Origin of the sequence: Burkholderia sp. Nafp2/4-1b, from assembly GCF_003635165.1 — a bacterium.
In the GTDB taxonomy this organism is placed as follows: Bacteria; Pseudomonadota; Gammaproteobacteria; order Burkholderiales; family Burkholderiaceae; genus Burkholderia.
Genome location: NZ_ML058619.1, coordinates 282,138 through 304,550, shown reverse-complemented (window position 1 = coordinate 304,550; position 22,413 = coordinate 282,138). Strand labels below are relative to the sequence as shown.

General features: G+C 66.7%; 18 protein-coding genes. 8 read left to right on the top strand and 10 right to left on the bottom strand.

Features of this window, described 5'->3' with window-relative positions:
* Positions 1-43: 43 nt before the first annotated feature.
* Entirely contained in the window at positions 44-1,450 is a 1,407-nt protein-coding gene (locus tag C7H84_RS28040) for a 3-deoxy-D-arabino-heptulosonate 7-phosphate synthase (RefSeq protein WP_121861820.1), read from the bottom strand.
* A gap of 195 nt (positions 1,451-1,645) precedes the next feature.
* Complete coding sequence (locus tag C7H84_RS28035; RefSeq protein WP_121861819.1) at positions 1,646-2,407, bottom strand: fumarylacetoacetate hydrolase family protein; 762 nt, start codon at positions 2,405-2,407, stop codon at positions 1,646-1,648.
* 262 nt (positions 2,408-2,669) lie between these two features.
* On the opposite strand from C7H84_RS28035, the gene C7H84_RS28030 reads away from it, so the two are divergent.
* From C7H84_RS28030 to C7H84_RS28015, 4 genes are all read left to right on the top strand, one after another.
* Positions 2,670-3,146 (top strand): universal stress protein, encoded by a 477-nt coding sequence (locus tag C7H84_RS28030; protein WP_121861818.1) that lies wholly within the window; start codon positions 2,670-2,672, stop codon positions 3,144-3,146.
* Between the two features lie 13 nt (positions 3,147-3,159).
* Positions 3,160-3,351 carry a DUF2964 family protein gene (locus C7H84_RS28025; protein ID WP_121861817.1) on the top strand — a complete coding sequence of 64 codons (192 nt, stop codon included), beginning with the start codon at positions 3,160-3,162 and terminating at the stop codon, positions 3,349-3,351.
* A gap of 344 nt (positions 3,352-3,695) precedes the next feature.
* Positions 3,696-5,432, top strand: coding sequence for a site-specific integrase (locus C7H84_RS28020; protein ID WP_121861858.1), 1,737 nt, complete (start codon positions 3,696-3,698; stop codon positions 5,430-5,432).
* 142 nt (positions 5,433-5,574) lie between these two features.
* Positions 5,575-6,486: a hypothetical protein gene (locus C7H84_RS28015; protein WP_121861816.1), complete on the top strand. Its 912-nt coding sequence runs from the start codon at positions 5,575-5,577 to the stop codon at positions 6,484-6,486.
* Positions 6,487-6,516: 30 nt separating this feature from the next.
* On the opposite strand, the gene C7H84_RS28010 is transcribed toward C7H84_RS28015, so the two are convergent.
* Positions 6,517-7,668, bottom strand: a complete 1,152-nt coding sequence (locus C7H84_RS28010) for a branched-chain amino acid ABC transporter substrate-binding protein (RefSeq protein ID WP_121861815.1) — start codon at positions 7,666-7,668, stop codon at positions 6,517-6,519.
* Between the two features lie 36 nt (positions 7,669-7,704).
* Positions 7,705-8,934 (bottom strand): FAD-dependent oxidoreductase, encoded by a 1,230-nt coding sequence (locus C7H84_RS28005; protein ID WP_121861814.1) that lies wholly within the window; start codon positions 8,932-8,934, stop codon positions 7,705-7,707.
* A 231-nt stretch (positions 8,935-9,165) separates the two neighbouring features.
* On the opposite strand from C7H84_RS28005, the gene C7H84_RS28000 reads away from it, so the two are divergent.
* Together C7H84_RS28000 and C7H84_RS27990 are read left to right on the top strand one after the other, a co-directional pair.
* On the top strand, positions 9,166-10,578 hold the full coding sequence (locus C7H84_RS28000) for a PLP-dependent aminotransferase family protein (RefSeq protein WP_121861813.1): 1,413 nt from the start codon (positions 9,166-9,168) through the stop codon (positions 10,576-10,578).
* Positions 10,579-11,342: 764 nt separating this feature from the next.
* Positions 11,343-12,767, top strand: a complete 1,425-nt coding sequence (locus tag C7H84_RS27990; RefSeq protein ID WP_121861811.1) for a PLP-dependent aminotransferase family protein — start codon at positions 11,343-11,345, stop codon at positions 12,765-12,767.
* A gap of 66 nt (positions 12,768-12,833) precedes the next feature.
* On the opposite strand, the gene C7H84_RS27985 is transcribed toward C7H84_RS27990, so the two are convergent.
* On the bottom strand, positions 12,834-13,451 hold the full coding sequence (locus C7H84_RS27985; protein ID WP_121861810.1) for a LysE family transporter: 618 nt from the start codon (positions 13,449-13,451) through the stop codon (positions 12,834-12,836).
* Between the two features lie 67 nt (positions 13,452-13,518).
* On the opposite strand from C7H84_RS27985, the gene C7H84_RS27980 reads away from it, so the two are divergent.
* The gene (locus tag C7H84_RS27980) at positions 13,519-14,448 is read left to right on the top strand and encodes a LysR family transcriptional regulator (RefSeq protein ID WP_121861809.1); all 930 of its coding nucleotides are present in this window, start codon (positions 13,519-13,521) and stop codon (positions 14,446-14,448) included.
* A 119-nt stretch (positions 14,449-14,567) separates the two neighbouring features.
* On the opposite strand, the gene acnB is transcribed toward C7H84_RS27980, so the two are convergent.
* Positions 14,568-17,153: a bifunctional aconitate hydratase 2/2-methylisocitrate dehydratase gene (acnB, locus tag C7H84_RS27975; protein WP_121861808.1), complete on the bottom strand. Its 2,586-nt coding sequence runs from the start codon at positions 17,151-17,153 to the stop codon at positions 14,568-14,570.
* A 629-nt stretch (positions 17,154-17,782) separates the two neighbouring features.
* Here acnB and C7H84_RS27970 point away from each other — a divergent pair.
* A complete protein-coding gene (locus tag C7H84_RS27970) occupies positions 17,783-18,874 on the top strand; it encodes a branched-chain amino acid ABC transporter substrate-binding protein (RefSeq protein ID WP_240462115.1) in 1,092 nt (363 codons plus the stop codon).
* A 211-nt stretch (positions 18,875-19,085) separates the two neighbouring features.
* Here the strand turns inward: C7H84_RS27970 and C7H84_RS27965 are convergent, their stop codons facing one another.
* From C7H84_RS27965 to C7H84_RS27950, 4 genes are all read right to left on the bottom strand, one after another.
* Complete coding sequence (locus C7H84_RS27965; protein WP_121861806.1) at positions 19,086-20,015, bottom strand: asparaginase domain-containing protein; 930 nt, start codon at positions 20,013-20,015, stop codon at positions 19,086-19,088.
* 12 nt (positions 20,016-20,027) lie between these two features.
* Positions 20,028-21,173: a threonine synthase gene (locus C7H84_RS27960; protein ID WP_121861805.1), complete on the bottom strand. Its 1,146-nt coding sequence runs from the start codon at positions 21,171-21,173 to the stop codon at positions 20,028-20,030.
* Positions 21,174-21,311: 138 nt separating this feature from the next.
* Positions 21,312-21,941, bottom strand: a complete 630-nt coding sequence (locus C7H84_RS27955; protein ID WP_121861804.1) for a PAS domain-containing protein — start codon at positions 21,939-21,941, stop codon at positions 21,312-21,314.
* Between the two features lie 214 nt (positions 21,942-22,155).
* Complete coding sequence (locus C7H84_RS27950) at positions 22,156-22,413, bottom strand: MoaD/ThiS family protein (RefSeq protein ID WP_121861803.1); 258 nt, start codon at positions 22,411-22,413, stop codon at positions 22,156-22,158.

Below are 22,413 nucleotides of genomic sequence, written 5' to 3'. Positions count from 1 at the left end.
CGCGGTGATGCGACGTGGAAGCCGGCCGGTCCTCGCGTGCACGTCACGCATCGTTTGCCGCGCTGTCGCCCACATCGCCCTCGATCGCGGCAAGCAGATCGTCGACGCCCACCATCAGCGCCCGCACCTGCCGCAGCGATTCGTACTGATACAGCACCGCGCGCCATGACGGCAGTTCCAGCAGCGCCTGCCAGACAACCGCGAGGCGTTGCGGATCGGCGTCGATGCGCTGTGCCAGCGCGCTCGCGTACTCGAGGCTGGCCGGCGCCGACAGCAACTGCATGCGGCTCGCGGCGCCCAGCAGGCGCGGTGTCGGGTCGGCCGATGCATCGCAGCAGTACAGCACTTCGCGTTGCAATGCCGCGTCGTCGGTCGCCAGCGCGTGCAACGACGCACCGTGCAGGCGCACCGCGCCTTCGCGCGCGTCGAACGTGTAGACGGTGTCCGGATCCGCTTGCGCCAGCAGGCTCAGGCCGCGCAGCAGGCGCGGCAGATCGGTCGTCGCGGCATCCGCGGAGGCTTTCGCCTCGACCAGAAACCGGACGTGCCACGCGGCCGACGGGTCGTCGCCGCGTGCGCGCTCGAGCAGCACCGCATCCCATTCGGTTTTCGCGCGATCGTGCTTGCCGGGTATCGATGACGGCACGCGCATCGACGTGACCACGCGATACGTGCGGTGCGCGTCGCGCGCGTCGAGTTGCGCGGCCAATGCGTCGAGCGCCTGCGCGGCCAGCGCTTCGACGGCCGCGCCGCGCTGCTGCGACGTGACGCCCTGCGCGACGGCGAGCGCGCTGCCTTCGAGCGGACCCTGGCGTTCCCAGAGCGCGCGGTACCGCCGCACGTCCGGGTTCGGCGCCAGGGCGTCGAGACGCTGCAGCCGGGCGAGCGCCGGGCTGTCCTTCAGTCTGACGATGTCCTGTTCGAACGCGCTGTCGGTCGTCATCTCCGGCTGCGCGAGCAGGTGCTGCAGCGTCGCATCGAGCTCGCCCCACGACGCGCCGGCCGCGGCCGCATGCAGCCGCGCGAGCGGCTCGCGTTGCCAGGCCTGCGCATGGCGTTCGCGCCGCTCCGGATGCGCGATCGTGTTGACGGCCGAGCGCAGCGTGCGCCGATCCTGCTCGGCATGCGCGGCGAGTGATGCGTATTCGCGCACGGCCGCCGCGCCGTGTCGAAGCACCGCGGCCTGGAACGCCGGATCGCCGGATCGTGCGTCGATCGCATCGCCGATCATCCGCGCGAGTGCGTCGATGAAGCGGCGTTGCAAAGCCGGGTCGGGCGTGCGGCCGGCCGCCTGCATCCGGCGCGCTTCCTCGATCACGATCGCGATGACGGTGGCCGGGTTCGCGCCGTCGGTCAGCAACGCCGCGCGCCCGAGCGGCGGCAGCCGGTAGCGGCGATCGACGGTGCGCAGGACTTCGTCCAGCAGGGCGGGCAACGGTGTCGGCGGCATGGCGTGTGGCGGGAATGGACGCGGTTCACGTGCGTGACGGGCTAGGTGCAACGGTATCACGCAGTGCCCGAAGGCTGCAGCGCCTGCCGCCGAAGGTGCGCGCGGCCGTCGCCGCGCTCCTGAGTCGGCTGCCGGCGCGGCTGGCCGAGGTGGAGGCGCGGGCGTAGCGCGCCGCGCCGCCCCCACCCGTGACCGTCAGGCCGTCAGCGTCACCGAAAGACTGCCGAGTTCGCCGAAGCGCACCGTCAGCGCGTCGCCGAGCGGTACGTCGATCGCGCCCGCATACGAGCCGGTCGTCACGATCTGGCCGGCGCGCGCGCCTTCGCCGCGCGATGCGAGGAAATTCACCAGCCACACGAGCGGCTTGAGCGGATCGCCGTCCGGATGACGGCCGTCGATCGTGCGATTCAGCGCGCCTTCGAACGACAGCGCGAGCGTTTCGAGCGGCACGTTCAATCCGTCGGGCACGACGGGGCCCACGCACAGCCCCTGGTTGAACTGCCCGTCGGCGAGCAGTTCGAACTTCGACGCGCGCGCGGGCTCCGCATAGCGGCAACCGAGCACCTCGAGCACGATGCGCACTTCGCGAATCGCGCCGCGCACGTCGTTCTCGTCGTACGGCTGCGCGCGGGCCGGCAGGTCGCGATCGAGCACGAACGCGATTTCCGGCTCGATTCGCACGATCGGGCCGCCGACGACGCGGTACGGCGCATCGGCTTCGCGGATCGTCGACGCGAAGATCGGCGCGACGATCACGCGGTCGGGCGGCGGCAGCGCGCATTTCCATCCGCCGATGGTCTCGCCGAGCAAGTCGGCGACGCGATGCTGGATCGCGAGCGCGGTGTCGACGTTCTCGGGGCGGAAGGCGTCGGGCAGCAGCGGGCCGGGCACGCCGGCATGGCGGGCGGCGACGAGATGCTGGGCGGCGCCGTCCACGCGTTCGGTAGTCGTTGTCATGTCGGTTGAGCGAGTTGAAAGTGAGCCGGCAAAAAAGGGCCGGACGAAAGTCGCATCTCTGATGATAGCGCCTTCGGCGGCCCGGCCGCTCGTAACGGCGCGACGCGGCAGGTGCGATACCGCGATTGCCTCGCGCGGCGCTTTGCCGCACGCCCGGTTTCCGGCAACGCTTGATCGCCGTCAAGCTCCGAACCCGCCGTCGGCCGATGATGGGGACATGGCCGCGCGCTACCGCGCGGCAACTCACCCCAGCGAGGTTCGCATGTACAAGAAGATCATGGTGGCCGTCGACGGCAGCGCTTCGTCGCAACAGGCGCTTGCCGAGGCCGTGAAGGTGGCGCTGGCGGGCGACACGCACGTCAGCGTCGTGTATGTGGTCGACAAGTCGGTGCTGTTCACGTACGCGGGCCGCTTCGACCCGCACGCGCTCATCGAGGAAATCCGCGATGACGGCCGCAAGGTGCTGCGCGCAGCCGAACAGGTGATCGCGCTGGCCGGCGCGAAAGGCGAGGCCGAACTCGTCGAGACGGAGAGCATCGGCGAGGACATCGCGGAACGGCTGCAGCGTTACGTGAAGGAGCGCGGAATCGATCTCGCGGTGGTCGGCACGCACGGGCGGCGCGGGATCCAGCGCGTGCTGCTCGGCAGCGTCGCCGAACGCTTCGTGCGCGGCGCGACGTGCCCGGTGCTGCTGATTCGCGGCGACGACGCCAACGTGCCCGCCGCCGCGGCAGCCTGACGCGGCGGGCGAGATGATACGTCGCCAGTACCGAATCGTCGTCGCGGCGATCGCCGTGTTCGTGTCGCTTGCGGGGATGATGGCCGTCGTCACCGGGCTGCTGTTCGACGAAACGATCGCGCTGCGCGGCGGCGCGCTCGCATTGATTCTCGGCGTGGCCGGGTTCGTCGTGATGCTCAACCCGGGGCCGAAGGGCGAGGGGTGACGCGCGGCGATCCGGTTGCTCCGTTTTCCTCGGCTCGCCGTGCCCGGCGCATTCGCGGTGTAGTGCGCGAGCGCGCCGTCTCCGGCCGCGTCGCCGCGTCGTTCGGCACCGCGCACATTGCGTACATCGCGTACATGAGTCGCGCATGCTGCTCGACCTGCTGCGCGTGCGCACGACCTGCTTCATGTTCCTGTACGGGATCGGGCGCGTGTCGCTGATTCTCATCTACCTGTCCGAGGCGCGGCGCACGCCCGTCGCCGGCTGATCGCTGCCGCGCGATGCCGGTGCGCCCGGCATCGCGCGAGGCGTTTTCGAGCGTCCGCAGTTCTGTCAAACTGGCGCCCATGACTCCGCGCCTCGCCTTACCGCCTTCCTCCGATTCCGCGCCCGCGCTCGCGGGCTTTCCCGATGCAGATGAACTCGCCGCGCTGCGTGCGTGGTACGCAGGCATGACCGTGCGCCAGGCCGTCGAACGCTACCTGCCCGATCGCCTCGGCGACGGGCGCTCGGCGCGCGGCGTGCTCGGCGCGATTCGCCGCCGCCTCGTGCGCGTCGCGCGGCAGGGCGGGCGCCCCGATCTCGCGGAGCAGCTCGGTCATCCCGACAGTGAACGCCTGCGGATCGCGAAAGCGGCGACCGATGCGATCGGCGTGCTGCGCCACGCACGCCCGCCGGTGCCGCAGATCGGCGACGACGTCGGCCTGTGGCTGCCGGCGCGAGCGGTCGTCGCGCTACGTGCGCACGGGATCGCGACGCTCGCCGAACTGACCGTGCGGATTCCGCGCCGGCGTCAGTGGTGGCGCGCGATCGCGGGGCTCGGCATCGCGAGCGCGCGGCATGTCGAGGCATTCTTCTCCGCGCATCCGGACCTCACCGAGCGCGCGCGTGCGCTGATCGCCGCGACGCCGCGCAGCGGCATCGTGCCGTGGGAGCAGTTGAAGCTGCCGCACGAGGTCGACGGCTCGGCCGGCACGTTCCGCGCGCCGCGCGCGACCAGCACGCTCGATGCGGACAACGATTACGCGGCCGTGCATGCATGGCTGTCGCTGCACGAATCGGCCGCGACGCGCCGCGCGTACCGGAAGGAAGCCGAGCGGCTGATCCTGTGGGCGATCGTCGAACGCGGGCGCGCGCTGTCGTCGCTGACGACCGAGGATGCGGTCGCGTATCGCGCGTTCCTGCGCAACCCGTCGCCGCACGAACGCTGGGTCGGCCCCGTACGGCCGCGCGGCGCGCCGGACTGGCGGCCGTTTTCGGGCGGACTATCCGCGCGCTCGGCCGCGTATACGTTGTCGGTGCTCGGCGCGCTGTTCCGCTGGCTGATCGAGCAGCGCTATCTGCTCGCGAATCCGTTCGCGGGCGTCAAGGTGCGCGACACGCGCGGCGCGAATGCGCTCGACACGTCGCATGCATTCACCGAAGGCGAATGGCTGCTCGTGCGCACGATCGCGGACGGGCTCGAGTTTCGCAAGGAGAAGGCGCCCCGTGCGCCGCAATCCGGCTGGACGCCGGCCGCCGCGCAACGGTTGCGCTTCATTCTCGATTTCGGCTACGCGACCGGATTGCGCGCGAGCGAGCTGGTCGGCGCGACCCTCGGCGACATCGACACGGATGCGCACGGCGACACATGGCTGAAGGTGATCGGCAAAGGCAGCAAGGCCGCACGCGTCGCGCTGCCGCCGCTCGCGCGCACGGCGCTCGACCGGTATCTGGTCGCGCGGCGGCTGCCGGTGACGCCGGTGCGCTGGCGGCCGGACACGCCGCTGATTCCGAGTCTCGCGGAAGACGGCGCGGCCGGGATCACGAGCGTGCGGCTGTGGAAGGTGATGCAGCGCTTCTTCGCGCAGACGGCCGCGCTCGTGGACGACGACAACCCCGCGCTCGCGCAGAAGCTGCGGCAGGCGAGCCCGCACTGGATGCGTCACACGCATGCGACGCATGCGTTAGCACGCGGCGCGGAGCTGACGACGGTGCGCGACAACCTGCGGCACGCGTCGATCTCGACGACGTCGATCTATCTGCACGGGGACGATGTGAAGCGGGCGCGGCAGATGTCGAGTGCGTTTGCGGCGGATAAATAGGGACGCACAAAGGGTCGTTCGAAGGGACGCACGAACGGTTGCGTACGAATCGAACGGAACGACGCGTACTGATGGCGGTCAGACGGTTTATCCGGTAACGGCACGGGCCCGCCACTGCCGCGCACCCCGTTGGAGAATACGAATGGAGACATCCGCACCCCCGCGAGCACGGCAACGTGCCCGCCGCGCATGGCGCACGCTCATTGCGGCGTGTTGCGTGGGCTGGAGCGCACTGGCGTTCGGCGCGGACGGCGCCGCGGCGCTGCTCGACCGCTATCACAGCCTCGGCGAGCAGCTGAAGAACAACCCGTTCCACCGCCCGCTGTACCTCGAATCGGCCGAGGCCTCGTCGTCGCTGAAGGGCGATATCTACGCGGTCGTCGACTATCCGTTTGCCGTCGTGAACGGCAAGCTCAACGATCCGGCGCAAGGCCCCGCGAACTGGTGCGCGGTGCTGATCCTGCACCTGAACACGAAATACTGTCATGCGTCGACCGGCAGCGACGGCCCGGTGCTCGACGTGAATCTCGGCCGCAAGATCGAACAGAAGCTGACGGATACCTATCGCGTGCAGTTCCGCTATCGCGTGGCCGCCGCGACGCCCGACTACTTCCAGGTCGATCTGACCGCCGATAGCGGCCCGATGGGCACGAAGGACTACCGGATCGCGCTGGAGGCCGTGCCGGTCGGCGCGTCGCGCACGTTCCTGCACCTCACGTATTCGTATGGCTTCGGCACGGTCGGCCGGATGGCGATGAAGACCTACCTCGCGACGGCCGGCAGCGACAAGGTCGGGTTCACGGTGGAGAGCGGTGCATCGACCGCGCAGCCGCAATACGTCGGTGGCGTGCGCGGATTGCTGGAGCGCAACACGATGCGCTACTACCTTGCGATCGACACGTATCTCGCGACGCTCGACAAGCCCATCGACCAGCGCCTCGCGCGCTGGTTCGATGCGACCGAGCAGTATTCGCGGCAGTTGCACGAAGTGGAGCGGGGCGCGTATTTGCAGATGAAAGCGCAGGAGGTGCAGCGGCAGCAGACGGCGCGATAACGCCGCCGGCCGCCTGCCCCCCGGCGTCGATCAGTTCGACGCGCCGCCGACCGTGCGAATGCTGTGCCACTGTCCCTGTTCGACGCGGAACAGCGTGTAGGGCGGCTTGATCAGGTCGCCGCGCTCGTCGAACGAGATCTTCCCGGTCACGCCCGTGACCGACACGCCCGGCAGGCTCGCGACGACCTTGCCGCGATCGACCGAATCGGCCTTGCGGATCGCCCCGATCATCGCGAGCGCCGCGTCGTACGCGAACGGCGCATACAGCTCGACGTCCTGGTTGAAGCGGGCCTTGTAGCGCTGCGCGAACGCGACGGCGGACGGCAGCTTGTCGAGGGCCGGCCCCGGCTCGAGATCCTGCGTGCCTTCGCCCGCGTTGCCGGCGATCTTCAGGAACGCATTGCTTTTCAGCGCGCCCGCGCCGAACAGTTGCGCGCGGATGCCGAGCGAGCGCATCTGCTTGACGAGCATCGCGCCCTGTTCGTCGAGGCCGCCGAAGAACAGCAGGTCGACGTTGTTGCTCTTCATCGTCGTCAGGATGCCGCGGAAATCGACCGCCTTGTCGTTCGTGTATTCGCGGCCGACGATGCTGCCGTGCGCGTCCTTCACGCCTTTCTCGAATGCGTCCGCGAGGCCCTGGCCGAATGCGGTGCGGTCGTCGATGATGCCGATCCGCTTCGCCTTCAGCTGCTCGACCGCGAAGCGTCCGGCGACCACGCCGCCGACGCCGTCGTGTCCCATCGTGCGGAACACGTTCTTGAAGCCCTGCATCGTCAGTTGCGGATTGGTCGAGCCGGGCGTGATCATCGCGACGTTCGCCTGCTTGTAGACCGCCGACGCGGGAATGCTGCAGCCCGAATTGTAGTGACCGATCACGCCGACCACGCCGTCGTCGACGAGCTTCTGCGCGACCTGGATCGCGATACGCGGATCGGCCTGGTCGTCCTGCACGTCGAGCACGAAGCGCACGGGCTTGCCGCCGATGGTCGGATGCTTGGCGTTCTCCTCGTCGAGCGCGAGCTGCGCGCCGTATTGCAGGTCCTTGCCGACGCGCGCGACCGGCCCCGTCAGCGGGCCGGCGAAGCCGATCTTGATGGTTTCCGGGTCGGCCGCCTGCGCGGACGCCGCGGCCGTGCCGATCGAGCAGACGGCCAGCCATGCCAGCCAGTTACGACGATTCATGATGCCTCCTTGCAGGGATGAACGATGCCGCGCACGTCAGAAGCGCGCGGCCCGGTAGGGTGCGAGGTCGAGCGGCGGCGAGCGCTGCGCGACGAGATCGGCGACGAGCCGCCCGGTGATGCCGGCGAGCGTGACGCCCAGATGCTGGTGACCGAAAGCGTGAATCACGCGCTCGCTGTGCCGTGCGCGGCCGATCACGGGAACGCCGTCCGGCAGCGTGGGCCGAAAGCCGAGCCAGCTGCGCGTCGGCGTGCCGAGCGACGGCAGCGCCTCGCGTGCGGAACGCGTGAGCAGTGCGATCAGCGAGCGGTTCATGCCCGCATCGAAGCCGCCGAGCTCGACGGTGCCGGCCGCGCGCAATCCTTCGTCGAGCGGCGTCATGTAGAAACCGCGTTCGGCCCAGCCGACCGGCCGCGTGACGCTCTCCTCGAGCGCGGCGAATTGCACGTGGTAGCCGCGTTCGGTATCGAGCGGCACGGTGTCGCCGCACGCGGCGGCGAATGCGCGCGAGCGAGCGCCGGCGGCGATCACCACCTGATCGAAGGTGCGCACCGCGCCACCCGCATGCAGGTTCACGCCGTCGCCGGCGGGCTCGATCCGTTCGACCTGCGTGCGCTCGAGCGTCGCGCCGCCGGATGCCAGATGCGCGAACAGTTCGCCGAGAAAACCGCACGGGTCGGAGAAATGCCAGCTTCCGTGGAACAGCACGCCGCGCGTAAAGATCGGCGCGAGAGCGGGTTCGAGCCGGCGGATTGCGTCGGCGTCGAGCGTGTCGAACGGCACGCCGAGCCGGCGCCGCAGCGCTAGCGACGGCTGCGCGGCGTCGAATGACGCCTGCCGTGCGTACAGGTACAGGCATTCGCGCGGCCGTACGAATGCCGCGAGTCGTGCGGTCGCGAGCAGCGGCGCATAGCCGTCGGCGGCGCGTGACAGCAGCGCGGCGAGCGCGCCCGCGCTGCGTACGTGCCGCGCCGGTGTCGACGCGGCAAGGAACCGCGCGAGCCACGGCGCGCCGCGCAGCAGGTACGGCCAGCGGATGCGAAGCGGGCTGTCGGCGGCGAACAGGAAGTGCGGCATGTCGCGGAACACGGACGGGCCGTTGACCGGTACGCAGCCATACGGCGCGAACGTCGCGGCGTTGCCGAACGACGCACCGCGGCCGACGCCGGCCGGATCGAACAGCGTGATGCGATGCCCGTCGCGCTGCAGCCATGCCGCTGCGCCGAGCCCGATGAAGCCTGCACCCACGATGGCGATGTTCGCCATGACCGTTCTCCTCCGGCAGACCGGATTCACACAAAGATGGGATTAAGAATCACACAGTAATTTTTTGTGTGCAATCAAAAAACAATTGTGTGGCGCTAGCGTTTACCCGCTTCCAGTCGGCTGATTCGGTAGACTTTTCGGCAGAGGTTTGACCGGAAGGGGATGTCGGATACAATCGCCGGGCAGGCCAAACCGGCAGACAAACGATTTTTGTGTGGGCACAGGCGATACATGGCAGCAGACAAACTTTCCGGCGAGCGCGATAGCGGTGCGCCAGCGCAGGCGAAGCGGCCGACCTATGTCGAGGTATCGAGCTCGATCGAGGCGGAAATCCGCAACGGCATGTACCCGCCGGGCAGTCGTCTGCCGCCGCAGCGCCAGCTCGCGACGGAGCTCGGCATCAACGTGTCGACCGTGTCGCGTGCCTACAAGGAGCTGCAGCTGCGCGGCCTCGTGATAGGCAGCAAGCGGCGCGGGTCGCTCGTCACCGGCGGCGCGATGCCGAGCATCGAGCCCGCCCGTGCGTCACTCGCGGCCGGCAACGGCGTGATCGACCTGACGGTGAACCGGCCTGCGACCGGCGAGTTTCTCGCGAGTCTCGCGCAGACGTTCGGCACGCTGCCGGCCGATCCGCGCTTCGCGTCGCTGCAGGAATACCAGCCGCCGCAGGGTCCCGACTGGGCGCGCGCGGCCGGTGCGCAGTGGCTCGCCGCGCCCGGCTTCACGCCGTCGCTCGACCAGGTGGTCGTGACGAGCGGCGCGCAGCACGGGCTTTACGCGGTGCTGAACAGCCTGATCGGCACCGACGGCGTGATCGTTGCCGACCGGCTCACGTATTACGGGCTGAAGGCGCTCGCGCCGGTGTTCCAGTTCGAGATCGTCAGCGCGCCGGCCGACGACGACGGCCTGCTGCCCGACGAGATCGAACGGATCTGTCAGCGCATGCCCGTCAAGGCCATCTTCGTCGTGCCGAACCTGCAGAACCCGACCGTGACGACGATGAGTCTCGCGCGCCGCATGGCGCTCGTCGACGTCGCGCGTCGCCACCACGTGACGATCATCGAGGACGATGTGTACGGGCCGCTCGTGCGCGACCGGCTGCCGGCGATCGCGGGCTTGTGTCCCGAGCTCACGTTCCATATCGGCGCGACGTCGAAGATCCTCGCGCCCGGGCTGCGCCTCGGCTACCTGAGCTGCCCGCGCGACAGCGTCGCGCTGTGCGCGGAAGCGGTGCGCACCACCGCATGGATGCCCGCGCCGACGTCGATGCTGATCGCGACGGTATGGATCGAGAACGGCACCGCCGAGCGGATCATGAACGCGCAGTTGTCGGAGATTCGAGCGCGCGTCGATCTTGCGCGGGAACTCCTGCCGGCCGGTCAGTTGAAGGCCGATCCCGCGTGCATGTTCGTGTGGCTGCGGCTGCCGCCACCGTGGCGCGCCGACGACTTCGCCGCGAACGCGAAAGCGCGCGGCGTGATCGTGATGCCGTCGTCGACGTTCGCAGTGGATCGCGCGGAACTCGAGCACGGCGTGCGCATCAACTTGGCGTGTCCCGCGACGCGCGACGAACTCGTGAACGGGCTGCGCATCCTGGCCGGCACGCTGAAGGACCGGCCGCGCGCACTGTTCGGGTCGATCTGACGTTCGACGTTCGCGTCGGGTTCTCCTCGACGATCTCGGCGGTCGGCCACAGCAAGGGGTTCGTCGTGAGACGGGCCATGCCACCCAGCGCACCGGCGGTGGTCACCGGTTCGCCGCTCGTGTCCGGCAGCGCCGGCATTTACTTTTCACACCTCGGGCGGCCAGCCGGAGCGCCATGCTCCAACGAACGGCGTCCGCGCGCGTCGCCCCCTTCATCGTCAACGCCCCTGACACCACGTGGCAGTGGACAGCTATCGCGCGATCGTCGCGCTGATCGGGGTCGCGCGCTCGCCGGCTCGGGCCGCAATGTCCGTCCGACGCCATTTTCATGGCCACGCGGATCGGCCGCCGCAGCCGATCTGATCCCTGGCGGGCCCGTGCACATGGGCTGACCGTTCCGCGGCCGCGCGCTGACTGCCTGCTGCCAGTCCATCGGCCGCCGGCCCGCCGCGCCCATTCCTAAGACGTACAGTTCGTCGAAACTCGCGAATCGGCGCCGAACTGTACTCTTTCGGGCGTCTCCGATGTGTGTACCCTTCTCGAACTGTTCTGCTTATAAGCTCCATCCATCAAGTGCACAGTGCCGCCGGCCCAGTCATCACGGGCCTCTCGGCGCATCTTTATAAGCGAGCCACTGCGATGGAAAAGGCAAAACCGGAGGGAGCAATCAGGCGATACGACAGCCCGGTCTGCGGGCAGACCACGCGCGCATCGGACGCGCACGGGGCGGCGGCGCGCATGCGCAGGCCGGCAGGGAGCGCGCGATGAAGCTCTACGAAAAACTCGCGGACGATATCGAGCGCCTGATCCGCCAGGGCGTGTACCGGCACGGCGACCGGATTCCGTCGGTGCGGCAGGCAAGCCAGCAGCACCGGATCAGCATCACGACCGTGCTGCATGCGTACCTGCTGCTCGAAAGCCGCGGGCTGCTGGAAAGCCGCCCGCAGTCGGGCTACTTCGTGAACCTGCGGCGCGACGACAACCACGCGCCGGTGCGCGAGCTGCGGCCGTCGAAGCCGATCGCGATCTCGACGTCGGTCGACATGAGCCGGCTCGTGCTGTCGACGCTGCGCTCGATCGGCACGGACGACGCGGTGCCGCTCGGCTCGCCGTATCCGGACCCGAGCCTGTTCCCGTTCGAGAAGCTGAACCGCTACGCGTATGCGGCCGGCCGCGACAAGGCGCTGTGGGGCGTGACCGACGGGCTGCCGCCCGGCCATCCGCGCCTGATCCGGCAGATCGCGCGTCGTTACCTCGAAAACGGGATGTCGGTCGATCCGAACGAGATCATCGTGACGGTCGGCGCGACGGAGGCGATGAACCTGTGCCTGCAGGCGGTCGCGAAACCGGGCGACACGATCGCGGTGGAATCGCCGACGTTCTACGCGATGCTGCACGCGATCGAGCGGATGGGGATGAAGGCGATCGAAGTCGCGACGCATCCGGAATACGGGATCGACATCGCGGCGTTGGCCGCGATCGCGAAATCGCAGCCGATCGCCGCATGCATGGTGATGCCGAACTTCCAGAACCCGTTGGGCTTTCAGATGCCCGACGAGCGCAAGCGGGAACTGGTGGAATTCGCGACGCGCGTCGACATGCCGATCATCGAAAACGGTGTGTATAACGAACTGTATTTCGGCGAGTCGCATCCGAGCACGCTGAAGTCCCAGGACCGTAACGGCATCGTGCTGCACTGCGCATCGTTCTCGAAGAGCCTGACGGCGGCTTACCGGATCGGCTGGGCGTTGCCGGGCCGCTATCGCGATCAGGTCGAGAAGCTGAAGTTCCTGAACACGCTGGCGACGCCGTCGCTGCCGCAGCTCGCGATCGCCGAATTTCTCGAACGCGACGGTTACGAGCATCACCTGCGGCGCTTGCGCAAGGCGTATGCGCAGCAGGCGAACCTGATGCGCGCGATGGTGTCGCGGTTCTTTCCGGAGGGCACGCGCATTTCGAGCCCGGCGGGCGGCTACGTGCTGTGGGTCGAGCTGCCGGCGCAGGTCGATGCGATGCGGCTGTACCAGCTCGCGCTGGAGCAGGGGATCACGATCGGGCCCGGCTACATGTTTTCGATCACCGACAACTACCGGAACTTCATCCGGCTGAACTACAGCAGCCCGTGGTCGCCGGAGATCGAGCAGGCGGTGATTGCGGTCGGCAAGCTCGCGGCGTCGTGCATGCGGTGAAGCAAGGATAGCGACGGGATGAGCGGGGCGTTGCCGCCGGACCGATGCCGGCCGGCAACGCATCGCTCAGCGACCGCCACGCGCAATGGCCAGCATCACGCCGAAGCCGACGAGCAGTGCGCCGAACGTGCGGTCGATCCAGTGACGCAACGACAACAAGCGATCGCGGACGGCGTCGGCGGAGAAACACAGCGCCACGAGACTGAACCAGCCCGCATGGGCCAGCGCGATGAACGCGCCGTAGCCGATCTGCACGATCAACGGCGTGTCGGGGCGGACCGCCTGCATGAACAGGCTGACGATAAACACGGTGGTTTTCGGATTCAGCGCATTCGTCAGAAAGCCGGTGCGGAGCGCGGCGAGATCCGACAGCGGCGCCGCCGCAGTCGCGGGGCGGCCGTCCTCGGGTTTGGCCGCGAGCATCTTCGCGCCGAGGTAGATGAGATACAGCGCGCCGACGAGCTTCACCGCATTGAAGAGCCACAGCGACTGGCGGACCAGCAGACCGACGCCGAGCAGCGTGTAGCTGACGTGAATCGTCACGCCGAGTCCGATTCCGCACGCGGTGAGCAAGCCTGCGCGGCGCGACAGCATCAGGCTGTTGCGGGTGACCATCGCGAAATCCGGCCCGGGGCTGATGACGGCCAGTAAAGTGATGGTGACTACGACTATCCATTCGGTCATTGCATCGTCCTTTTGATTTTCGTCGTGATGAGCGAATATTACGGACCATGATTCGCCAGGAAAAACGATGATTTCTGACCAGAATGGTGAGCCTGACTCACATGAGATGCGTGCCAGTATGCCGTCGTTGATGGCGCTGCGCTGCTTCGAGGCGGCGGCGCGCCATGAGCATTTCAGCCGGGCGGCCGACGAATTGCATCTGACGCACGGCGCCGTCAGTCGCGCGGTGCGTCTGCTCGAGGACGAGCTGGGTGTGGCGTTGTTCGAGCGGCGCAGCCGTCGTGTGTTCCTGACCGATGCGGGGCGCAAGCTGGCGCGGGCCGTCCACGACGGCCTGCATTTGATGAAACAGGCCGCAAACGAGTTGCGGGCCGACGCGGCCCGTGCGCAGCGCTGGATGCTGTCGTGCGAGCCCACGTTGCTGATGCGCTGGCTGATTCCGCGCTGGCCGGACTTCCAGGCGACTCATGCGGGCGTCGATATCCATCTCGCGGCGGCGGGCGGCCCGTTCTCCTTCGACAACGGCATCGACATGGCGATCCGGCGCAACGATTTTGCGTGGCCGGCCGGCTATCACGCGGAGAGACTGTTCGCGGAGAGGGTGGGGCCGGTGTGCCGGCCCGACAAAGTGGCGACGTGGTTTGCCGACGGTCGGAATGGCCACGCGCTGAAGCGCGGTGCGCCGCGACTGCATACGCGCACACGCCCGCACGCATGGACGGAGTGGGCGACGGCCGCGCGGCAGTCGCCGGGAAGCGGAAGCGGGCGCGGGCAGACGTTCGATCATTTCTATTTCAGCCTCCAGGCGGCCGTCGCGGGGCTCGGTGTCGCGATCGGCCCGTGGCATCTCGTTCGCGACGATCTCGAAAGCGGTGTGCTGGCCGCGCCGATGGGCTTCATCGAGGACGGTTCGCACTACTGTCTGTTGACGCCGGAGCCCGTGACGGCCGGCAGTGCGCAGTCGAGTCTGCTCGACTGGCTGAGGAAGATGGCTTGATGCGTAAGCCGGCTCGTTGCGCGCGGCCGGCGACATAAAAAAGCGCCGCAGGCATTCAGCCTGCGGCGCCATTGTGTGTCGCCACGACGGATACGATCCGCCGCAGCGCGACAGCCTGCTTAGACCTGCACGGTGTCGGCGACTTCCTTGAAGTCTTCGATCTGGTCGAAGTTCATGTACTGGTAGATCTTGTCGCCGTTCGCGGTGAGCACGCCCATGTCGGCCATGTACTCTTCCTTGGTCGGGATCTTGCCGAGACGCGAGCAGATCGCCGCCAGTTCCGCCGAGCCGAGATACACGTTCGTGTTCTTGCCCAGGCGGTTCGGGAAGTTGCGGGTCGACGTCGACATCACCGTCGCGCCTTCGCGCACCTGTGCCTGGTTACCCATGCACAGCGAGCAGCCCGGCATTTCGGTGCGTGCGCCGGCCGTGCCGAACACGCCGTAGTGGCCTTCTTCCGTCAGCTGCTTCTGGTCCATCTTGGTCGGCGGCGCGACCCACAGCTTGACCGGAATGTCGCGCTTGCCTTCCAGCAGCTTCGACGCGGCACGGAAGTGACCGATGTTCGTCATGCACGAGCCGATGAACACTTCGTCGATCGCAGCGCCTGCGACGTCCGACAGCGTCTTCACGTCGTCCGGGTCGTTCGGGCATGCGACGATCGGCTCGTGGATGTCGGCGAGGTCGATCTCGATGACCGCCGCGTATTCGGCGTCGGCATCCGGCAACAGCAGTTGCGGGTCGGCCAGCCACTGCTCCATCGCCGCGATCCGGCGCTGCAGGCTGCGCGGATCCTGATAGCCCTGCGCGATCATCCACTTGAGCAGCGTGACGTTGCTGTTCAGGTACTCGATGATCGGTTCCTTGTTGAGATGCACCGTGCAACCGGCAGCCGAACGCTCGGCCGACGCATCCGACAGTTCGAACGCTTGCTCGACCTTCAGATCCGGCAGGCCTTCGATCTCGAGGATGCGGCCCGAGAAGATGTTCTTCTTGCCTTGCTTCGCGACGGTCAGCATGCCCTGCTTGATCGCGTACAGCGGAATCGCGTTGACGAGGTCACGCAGCGTGACGCCCGGCTGCATCTTGCCCTTGAAGCGAACCAGCACCGATTCCGGCATGTCGAGCGGCATCGTGCCGGTGGCGGCTGCGAAGGCGACCAGGCCCGAGCCTGCCGGGAAGCTGATGCCGATCGGGAAGCGCGTGTGCGAGTCGCCGCCGGTGCCGACGGTGTCGGGCAGCAGCATGCGGTTCAGCCACGAGTGGATCACGCCGTCGCCCGGGCGCAGCGCGATACCGCCGCGCGTGCTGATGAAGTTCGGCAGCGTCTGGTGCGTCTTCACGTCGACCGGCTTCGGATAAGCGGCGGTGTGGCAGAACGACTGCATCACGAGGTCGGCCGAGAAGCCGAGGCACGCCAGGTCCTTCAGTTCGTCGCGGGTCATCGGGCCCGTGGTGTCCTGCGAGCCGACCGAGGTCATCTTCGGTTCGCAGTACGTGCCCGGGCGCACGCCCTGGCCTTCCGGCAGACCGCACGCGCGGCCGACCATCTTCTGCGCGAGCGAGAAACCCTTGCCGCTGTCGGCCGGCTGATGCGGCAGGCGGAACAGCGTCGACGGTGCGAGGCCCAGCGCTTCACGCGCCTTCGCGGTCAGGCCGCGGCCGATGATCAGCGGAATGCGGCCGCCGGCGCGCACTTCGTCGAACAGCACGTCGGACTTCACCTGGAATTCGGCGATGACCTTGCCGTCCTTCAGCGCCTTGCCTTCGTACGGGCGCAGTTCGACCACGTCGCCCATTTCCATCTGCGACACGTCGAGCTCGATCGGCAGCGCGCCGGCATCTTCCATCGTGTTGTAGAAGATCGGGGCGATCTTGCCGCCGAGGCACACGCCGCCGAAGCGCTTGTTCGGGACGAACGGGATGTCTTCGCCGGTGAACCACAGCACCGAGTTGGTGGCCGACTTGCGCGAGGAGCCGGTGCCGACCACGTCGCCCACGTACGCGACCAGGTGACCCTTTTCCTTCAGCGACTCGATGAACTTGACCGGGCCGCGCTTGCCGTCTTCTTCCGGCGTGATGCCGGGGCGTGCGTTCTTCAGCATCGCCAGCGCGTGCATCGGGATGTCCGGGCGGGTGGTGGCGTCCGGTGCCGGCGACAGGTCGTCGGTGTTGGTTTCGCCCGTGACCTTGAACACGGTGATGGTCAGGCTTTCCGGCACTTCCGGGCGGCTCGTGAACCACTCGGCGTCGGCCCAGCTCTGCAGCACGGCCTTCGCGTGTGCGTTGCCCTTGTCGGCGAGTTCCTTCACGTCATGGAACTGGTCGAACATCAGCAGGGTTTTCTTCAGCGCGTCGGCGGCGACGGCCGCGACTGCGTCGTCGGAGAGCAGCTCGATCAGCGGCTGGATGTTGTAGCCGCCGAGCATCGTGCCGAGGAGTTCGGTCGCGCGTTCGCGCGAGATCAGCGGGCAGGCCGTCTCGCCCTTCGCGACGGCGGCCAGGAAGCCGGCCTTCACGCGAGCGGCTTCGTCGACGCCGGCCGGGACGCGGTGGGTGATCAGCTCGAGCAGCGTCTGCTCTTCGCCGGCGGGCGGGTTCGCCAGCAGTTCCACCAGTTCGGCGGTTTGCTGAGCCGTCAGCGGCAGGGGAGGGATACCGAGCGCGGCGCGGGCGGCCACGTGAGCACGAAAGTTTTCAAGCATGGGGGGACCTGCTGAGATTGCGTTTCAGGGGAAGGGCTTTCCAGGCACGCCGAGGCTGCTGTTCCGGACACTGCTTCACTGCTTGAGCGGGATTCTAGTCGCAATATGGTCAGGCGTCAAATGTCTTATGTCTTATATAAGAGTTGGGCGTTACGAATGCAGTGGATGGTAGCTCGTCTCGCGTTGGCCGAGCCGGCGTGTCGTTGGGCAAGGGTGGGCGGGAATCGCGGGAAGCATGCGGAGGCGAGGCGAGGCCATGCGGTTTGAGCGCGGAATCGCCGGTTCGGCCGTGGTCGAAAGTCGGGTCGATACTACGCGTTTACCCCTACAATACATTTTATTTAATTCTAGATAATCTTTCTAGAACCGAGGTCCTGATGGAGCACGAGGACCCCGACAACCTCAGTGTGCCAATTGCCACGCTAAGGACTGCGAACCGGGTTATCCGCTTCCTCGGTTGATGGGCTGCTCTGACGAATAACTGCCTTCGAAATATCGCCAACGTCCATAACGTCGACAGGAGACGCCGTCCGCGTTTTTCAACAGCAACCCAGCTCAACAAGAGGCTCGAACATATGAAATTTCAACTCAAACCCAGCAACGCCGCGCTGCCTCTCGCCTGCATCGCGATGGCCTGCGGTCAAGCCGCTCTCGCCGACGTGATCGTGAAGATCGGCAGCGCCGAACCGCTGACCGGCAACATTGCACACATGGGCCAGGATGCGGCCGACGGCGCCAAGCTCGCCGTCCAGCAAATCAACAAGGCCGGCAATCTGGTCATCGGTGGCCAGAAGGTCGTCCTGGAAGTCGAATCGCTGGATGACCAGGCCGATCCCCGGATTGGTACGAACGTCGCGCAGAAGCTGGCCGACGACGGCGTCGTGGCCGTGATCGGCCACCTGAACTCCGGCGTGTCGATTCCGGCGTCCAAGATCTACCGCGACAACGGCGTCACCCAGATCACCCCGGGCTCGACGAATCCGCAGTACACGCTGCAAGGCTACAAGACCGCCTTCCGCGTGATCGGCACCGACGCGCAGCAGGGCCCCGCGCTGGCCAAGTACGCTCAAAGCCAGAAGGTCAAGACGGTCGCCATCGTCGACGACGCCACGGCATACGGGCAAGGCCTGGCGGACCAGTTCGAGAAGACTGCCAAGGCCGCGGGCATCCAGGTGCTGTCGCGCGACGCGACGAACGACAAGGCGACCGACTTCAAGGCCATCCTGACCAAGATCAAGGCCGAACGCCCCGACGCCATCATGTATGGCGGCGAGGACGCCACCGGCGGCCCGTTCGCCAAGCAGGCCATGCAGCTTGCAGTCTCCGCCAGGATTCTGGCAGGTGATGGTGTCTGCACCACCGACCTGGCCAGGCTCGCCGGCAGCGCCGCCGACAACCTGGTGTGCTCGGTCGCGGGCGGCGACCTGGCTGCAATGGCCGGCAGCGCCGAGTTCGGCAAGGAACTGAAGGCGGCGTACGGTCACGATCCGGTGGTCTACTCGCCGGTTGCGTACAGCGCCGTCTACGTGATCGTCGATGCCATGAAACGCTCGAACTCGATCACGCGCGCCGGTATCCTGTCCGCCATGCCCTCGACGAATCTCAACACCCTGATTGGCAATATCCGGTTCGACGAGCACGGCGACCTGAAGGACAGCTCCATCTCACTCTACAAGTATGTGAAGGGGAAGCGGACGCTGATCCAGGTCGAGAAAATGTAATGGAAGCGAGGCTGGCGCGGGAGCCGAGAAGTCCCGCGCCCGCACGCGATCGAGTGGATTTTTGCTGAAATCCTGGAATGGCCGCCGCCCCCTTGGGCGGCGTTTTTCCTTGTGCGCTCGGCATGAGGGCGCTGCAAGCGGGGCATCGCGATCGCGACCGTGATCGACAGAGAAAGATGCTCAAACGGGCCGGAAGGGGACGAGGCGCCGATCAGCGCCCTGCCTTGTCGCTGCGATTTGCGCGACCCAACTCGGCTATGAGCCGAATGCGTGCCTTCGATGCATTCAGACCGTCATAGCCCGCCGTGATCAACCCGAGCTCATGGGCGTGATCATAGGCATATTTGGTTACGGCTGGATTGACCTGGAAGCCGTGAGGGCAGCGCGTCGACAGCACCACCGGGATGCGCCGTGCGGCTTCGCTCAGAAGTATCTGCGACTGCGCGGACAAACCGCCTGCGCCCTTGCCTGCCACGACGATGCCGTCGAGTTCGGAGATATCCGGGAAGCCGACGAGTAACCCGAAGGTCTCCATGACGATCGCAACGCGGGCACCGAGATCGGATACATCAAGTTCGGCGTAACCCTCGCCAACGAGTCCCGATCCTGACAGCGTGACGATATCGGCGTCTATCGAGCCGCGGATCGCTGTTTCCGGTCCGAACGGCTGAATGGCCTGCGGCCATATCTTGACGATCGAGACCGGATCGAAAATCCGTCCCGCGAAGGCGACGAGGGCGCTCGTGCCCTTCGGCATGACCCGTGCGAGATTCGAGGAATCCGCCAGATTGCGCGGACCATCGGCATTGGCATTGCCGCCGGGGATCGCCGCGCCGGTCAACACGACCGGTCGGTCACGATCGAACAGCAGGGCGGCGGCATAGGCGACATCTTCCATGGCGTCGGTGCCGCAGCAGATGACAAAAGCGTCGCTCTCTCGATCCTGCCGCATGACGTCACGCGCCCGGCATAGCGACGCGAACGTCAGGTCGCAGCTGTCGACAGGATCGATGTCATGCCCGATCCAGTCTGCTTGCCCGCTCAATGCGATCAGATCGCGAGCCAATAGGCGCTTTATCTTGCCGTCAGGCTGATAGTCTTCCGTGATCGTGCCGCCGCAATTCAGGAGTCCGATTTTCATTGGGGTTCGCCTCTAGGCACGATCTTCGTGAGTTACCGAGTACATATCCGCGATGGCTTCGGCGTTCTTGATACCCGTGCCCGTCAGGAGCACAACGGTCTCCTCTTGCGCCCGAATCGCCCCTGTCCGTGCAAGCCGATCGAATCCTGCTACCGCGGTCGCCGAAGTCAGTTCAGGCAGAAGGCCCAATCGCGCGATCCGCCTGAGCGCTGCAACGATTGCTTCTTCTTCCACGGCCACGGTCGTGCCGCCCGTCTCCCTGACAGCATTGACCACTTGCGCGAGCCGCAGAGGATGCGAGATCGCCGTCCCCTCGGAGACTGTCTTTCGAACCTCACGCGGAACGGGACTCGTGACGCCCGCCTGAAAGCTGGCATCGATCGGAGAGCAGTTCAATGGCTGGCAAACGAAGAGCTTGGGCATTTTATGAATCTGACCCGCGCGCATCAGTTCCGAGAACGCCAGGTAGCAGCCGAGTACGTTGCTGCCCGCGCCTGCCGGCATGACGATGTTGTCCGGCGCCTGGAAATTGAAGTCCTCCCAGATCTCGTAGCCGATCGACTTGGTCCCTTCGAGGAAGAAGGGCTGCCAATTGTGGCTGGCGTAGAAGATGCTCGCGGACTGCCGTACTGCCTCGTCCTCACACGCCTGTCGTGGCCCGTCGACCAGTTGTACCTCGGCCCCGTAGGCGCGCATCTGGGCGATTTTCGCGGGTGACGCGTATGCGGGCGCCAGAATCTTCACGCGCATGGCGCCTGCCGCGCCATACGCCGCCACCGACGCGCCGCCGTTGCCGGAGCTGTCCTCCAGGACGGAAGTGACACCTTGTTGCCGCAGCATCGACAGCATCACCGTGGTGCCGCGATCCTTGAAGCTGCTCGTGGGGCTGAACCACTCCAGCTTGAAATGCGGCCGATGGTCGTCCCAGGTCTTCTGGACCAGCGGCGTGCAACCTTCGCCCATGGAGATGGGAGAGACGATCTCGACCGGGAGCGATGCGCGATAGCGCCATTGGGAGCGCAGGTGTCGGTCGATGTCATCCCGGGAAATTCCGGCCTGCGGCGAGATCAGGAGCGGTCTGCCGTCGTCCGAACACCACCGAGGCGTGTCCAGGGGGTACGTGGCGCCGCTGAGCGGCTCGACATAGTGCGATTTCACGTTTCAGACTCCTCGTTCGCGCACAGCGCGACCCGCGCGCAGCCGGTGTAATTCGGAAGCGTCCGCACGGCCACGATGACGCCATCCGGAACGGGGAATGGTGCGCCGACGTGCTGGTCGACGCGGACGAGCGCGGCGTCACTTGGCATCGCTGTATACCGTTGCGCGTGAGACGCCCAGGTGGACGGCAATGGTGTCCATCGCGCGACGGACCTCGAGCAGGCCAGCCGCCTTGAGCTCCTTCAGAAGCGAGCGACGTTCCTCCGGCTTGAGCGAGCGCGGTGTCGACGCCATGCGTGCGGCGAACTCGTCGATACGGGTGCGAAGGAGGTCGGTGCTGGCAGGGTCCAGCGATTCCCTGGCTGGCGTGGTGCCCTCGACCGCCATGAACCCGCTCAGCATGTTCTGAAACCCTCGGAACAGGGTGAGGTCGACGTTCATGCATAGCGCGGCGATGTAGTCGCCCTTCGCGTCCTTGATGCCGATGGAAGTGCTCTTTACCTGTCGGCCATCCGCAAGCTGGTTCGGATAGTTGGCGATGATCTGCTCGTAGGCCGGGTCCATGATTCGCGCAAGCCCGAGTTCGGTCGCCGGCTGTCCGACTTTTCGGCCGGACAAATTGTTGTGAATCGCGAGCACCGCGTGCTCGGGGTCCAGCAGGTCATGGACCACGACCTCGGTAAATGGCGCGAAGGTCTGTGCCAGCCCTTCGGCAACCTGTTTGATCTGACTGAGCAGGAGTTGCTGGTCGGAAGTCTTCTTCGGCATGTCGGGGGCAATGGTTTGCTTTGGGATGCCGGAAAGTTTGGCTAATGTTGGATATTTTGTCAAATACCAACAAATAGTCCAGGTGGAGATCCGGGGCGCTCTTCGGCGAGGCGTTGCCCACGCTTATCCGATGCTTCCGTGAATGGGTCTGACATGACACCCGCCGGAACCCGTCCTCGTCATGCCCGGCCGCCGACGCGCCGATCCCTGCGGATTACCCGCCCGTCACCGGCGGAAAGAACGCGACCTCGCTGTCCTCCCGCACGACGAAGCCGCCCGTCACCATCTCGAGATTGACGGCCGCGCGCACGGGCCGGTCCATCCGAAGCGCTTCGCCGCTGAGCGCGTCGCGCGCAGCGAGCATGCCGCGCAGTGCGTCGATGGTGATCTCGTTCGCATCGACATCGACGACTTCCGTGTCGATGTGCAGCTGTTCGCGAATGCTCGCAAAGTATTTGATCGTCAGTTTCAT

What these genes read in the sequence shown, in the direction of transcription:
- C7H84_RS28040 (WP_121861820.1), bottom strand. Translation starts at nt 1,450, where the DNA reads ATGCCGCCGACACCGTTGCCCGCCCTGCTGGACGAAGTCCTGCGCACC.
- C7H84_RS28035 (WP_121861819.1), bottom strand. Translation starts at nt 2,407, where the DNA reads ATGACAACGACTACCGAACGCGTGGACGGCGCCGCCCAGCATCTCGTC.
- C7H84_RS28030 (WP_121861818.1), top strand. Translation starts at nt 2,670, where the DNA reads ATGTACAAGAAGATCATGGTGGCCGTCGACGGCAGCGCTTCGTCGCAA.
- C7H84_RS28025 (WP_121861817.1), top strand. Translation starts at nt 3,160, where the DNA reads ATGATACGTCGCCAGTACCGAATCGTCGTCGCGGCGATCGCCGTGTTC.
- C7H84_RS28020 (WP_121861858.1), top strand. Translation starts at nt 3,696, where the DNA reads ATGACTCCGCGCCTCGCCTTACCGCCTTCCTCCGATTCCGCGCCCGCG.
- C7H84_RS28015 (WP_121861816.1), top strand. Translation starts at nt 5,575, where the DNA reads ATGGAGACATCCGCACCCCCGCGAGCACGGCAACGTGCCCGCCGCGCA.
- C7H84_RS28010 (WP_121861815.1), bottom strand. Translation starts at nt 7,668, where the DNA reads ATGAATCGTCGTAACTGGCTGGCATGGCTGGCCGTCTGCTCGATCGGC.
- C7H84_RS28005 (WP_121861814.1), bottom strand. Translation starts at nt 8,934, where the DNA reads ATGGCGAACATCGCCATCGTGGGTGCAGGCTTCATCGGGCTCGGCGCA.
- C7H84_RS28000 (WP_121861813.1), top strand. Translation starts at nt 9,166, where the DNA reads ATGGCAGCAGACAAACTTTCCGGCGAGCGCGATAGCGGTGCGCCAGCG.
- C7H84_RS27990 (WP_121861811.1), top strand. Translation starts at nt 11,343, where the DNA reads ATGAAGCTCTACGAAAAACTCGCGGACGATATCGAGCGCCTGATCCGC.
- C7H84_RS27985 (WP_121861810.1), bottom strand. Translation starts at nt 13,451, where the DNA reads ATGACCGAATGGATAGTCGTAGTCACCATCACTTTACTGGCCGTCATC.
- C7H84_RS27980 (WP_121861809.1), top strand. Translation starts at nt 13,519, where the DNA reads ATGATTTCTGACCAGAATGGTGAGCCTGACTCACATGAGATGCGTGCC.
- acnB (WP_121861808.1), bottom strand. Translation starts at nt 17,153, where the DNA reads ATGCTTGAAAACTTTCGTGCTCACGTGGCCGCCCGCGCCGCGCTCGGT.
- C7H84_RS27970 (WP_240462115.1), top strand. Translation starts at nt 17,783, where the DNA reads ATGGCCTGCGGTCAAGCCGCTCTCGCCGACGTGATCGTGAAGATCGGC.
- C7H84_RS27965 (WP_121861806.1), bottom strand. Translation starts at nt 20,015, where the DNA reads ATGAAAATCGGACTCCTGAATTGCGGCGGCACGATCACGGAAGACTAT.
- C7H84_RS27955 (WP_121861804.1), bottom strand. Translation starts at nt 21,941, where the DNA reads ATGCCGAAGAAGACTTCCGACCAGCAACTCCTGCTCAGTCAGATCAAA.
- C7H84_RS27950 (WP_121861803.1), bottom strand. Translation starts at nt 22,413, where the DNA reads ATGAAACTGACGATCAAATACTTTGCGAGCATTCGCGAACAGCTGCAC.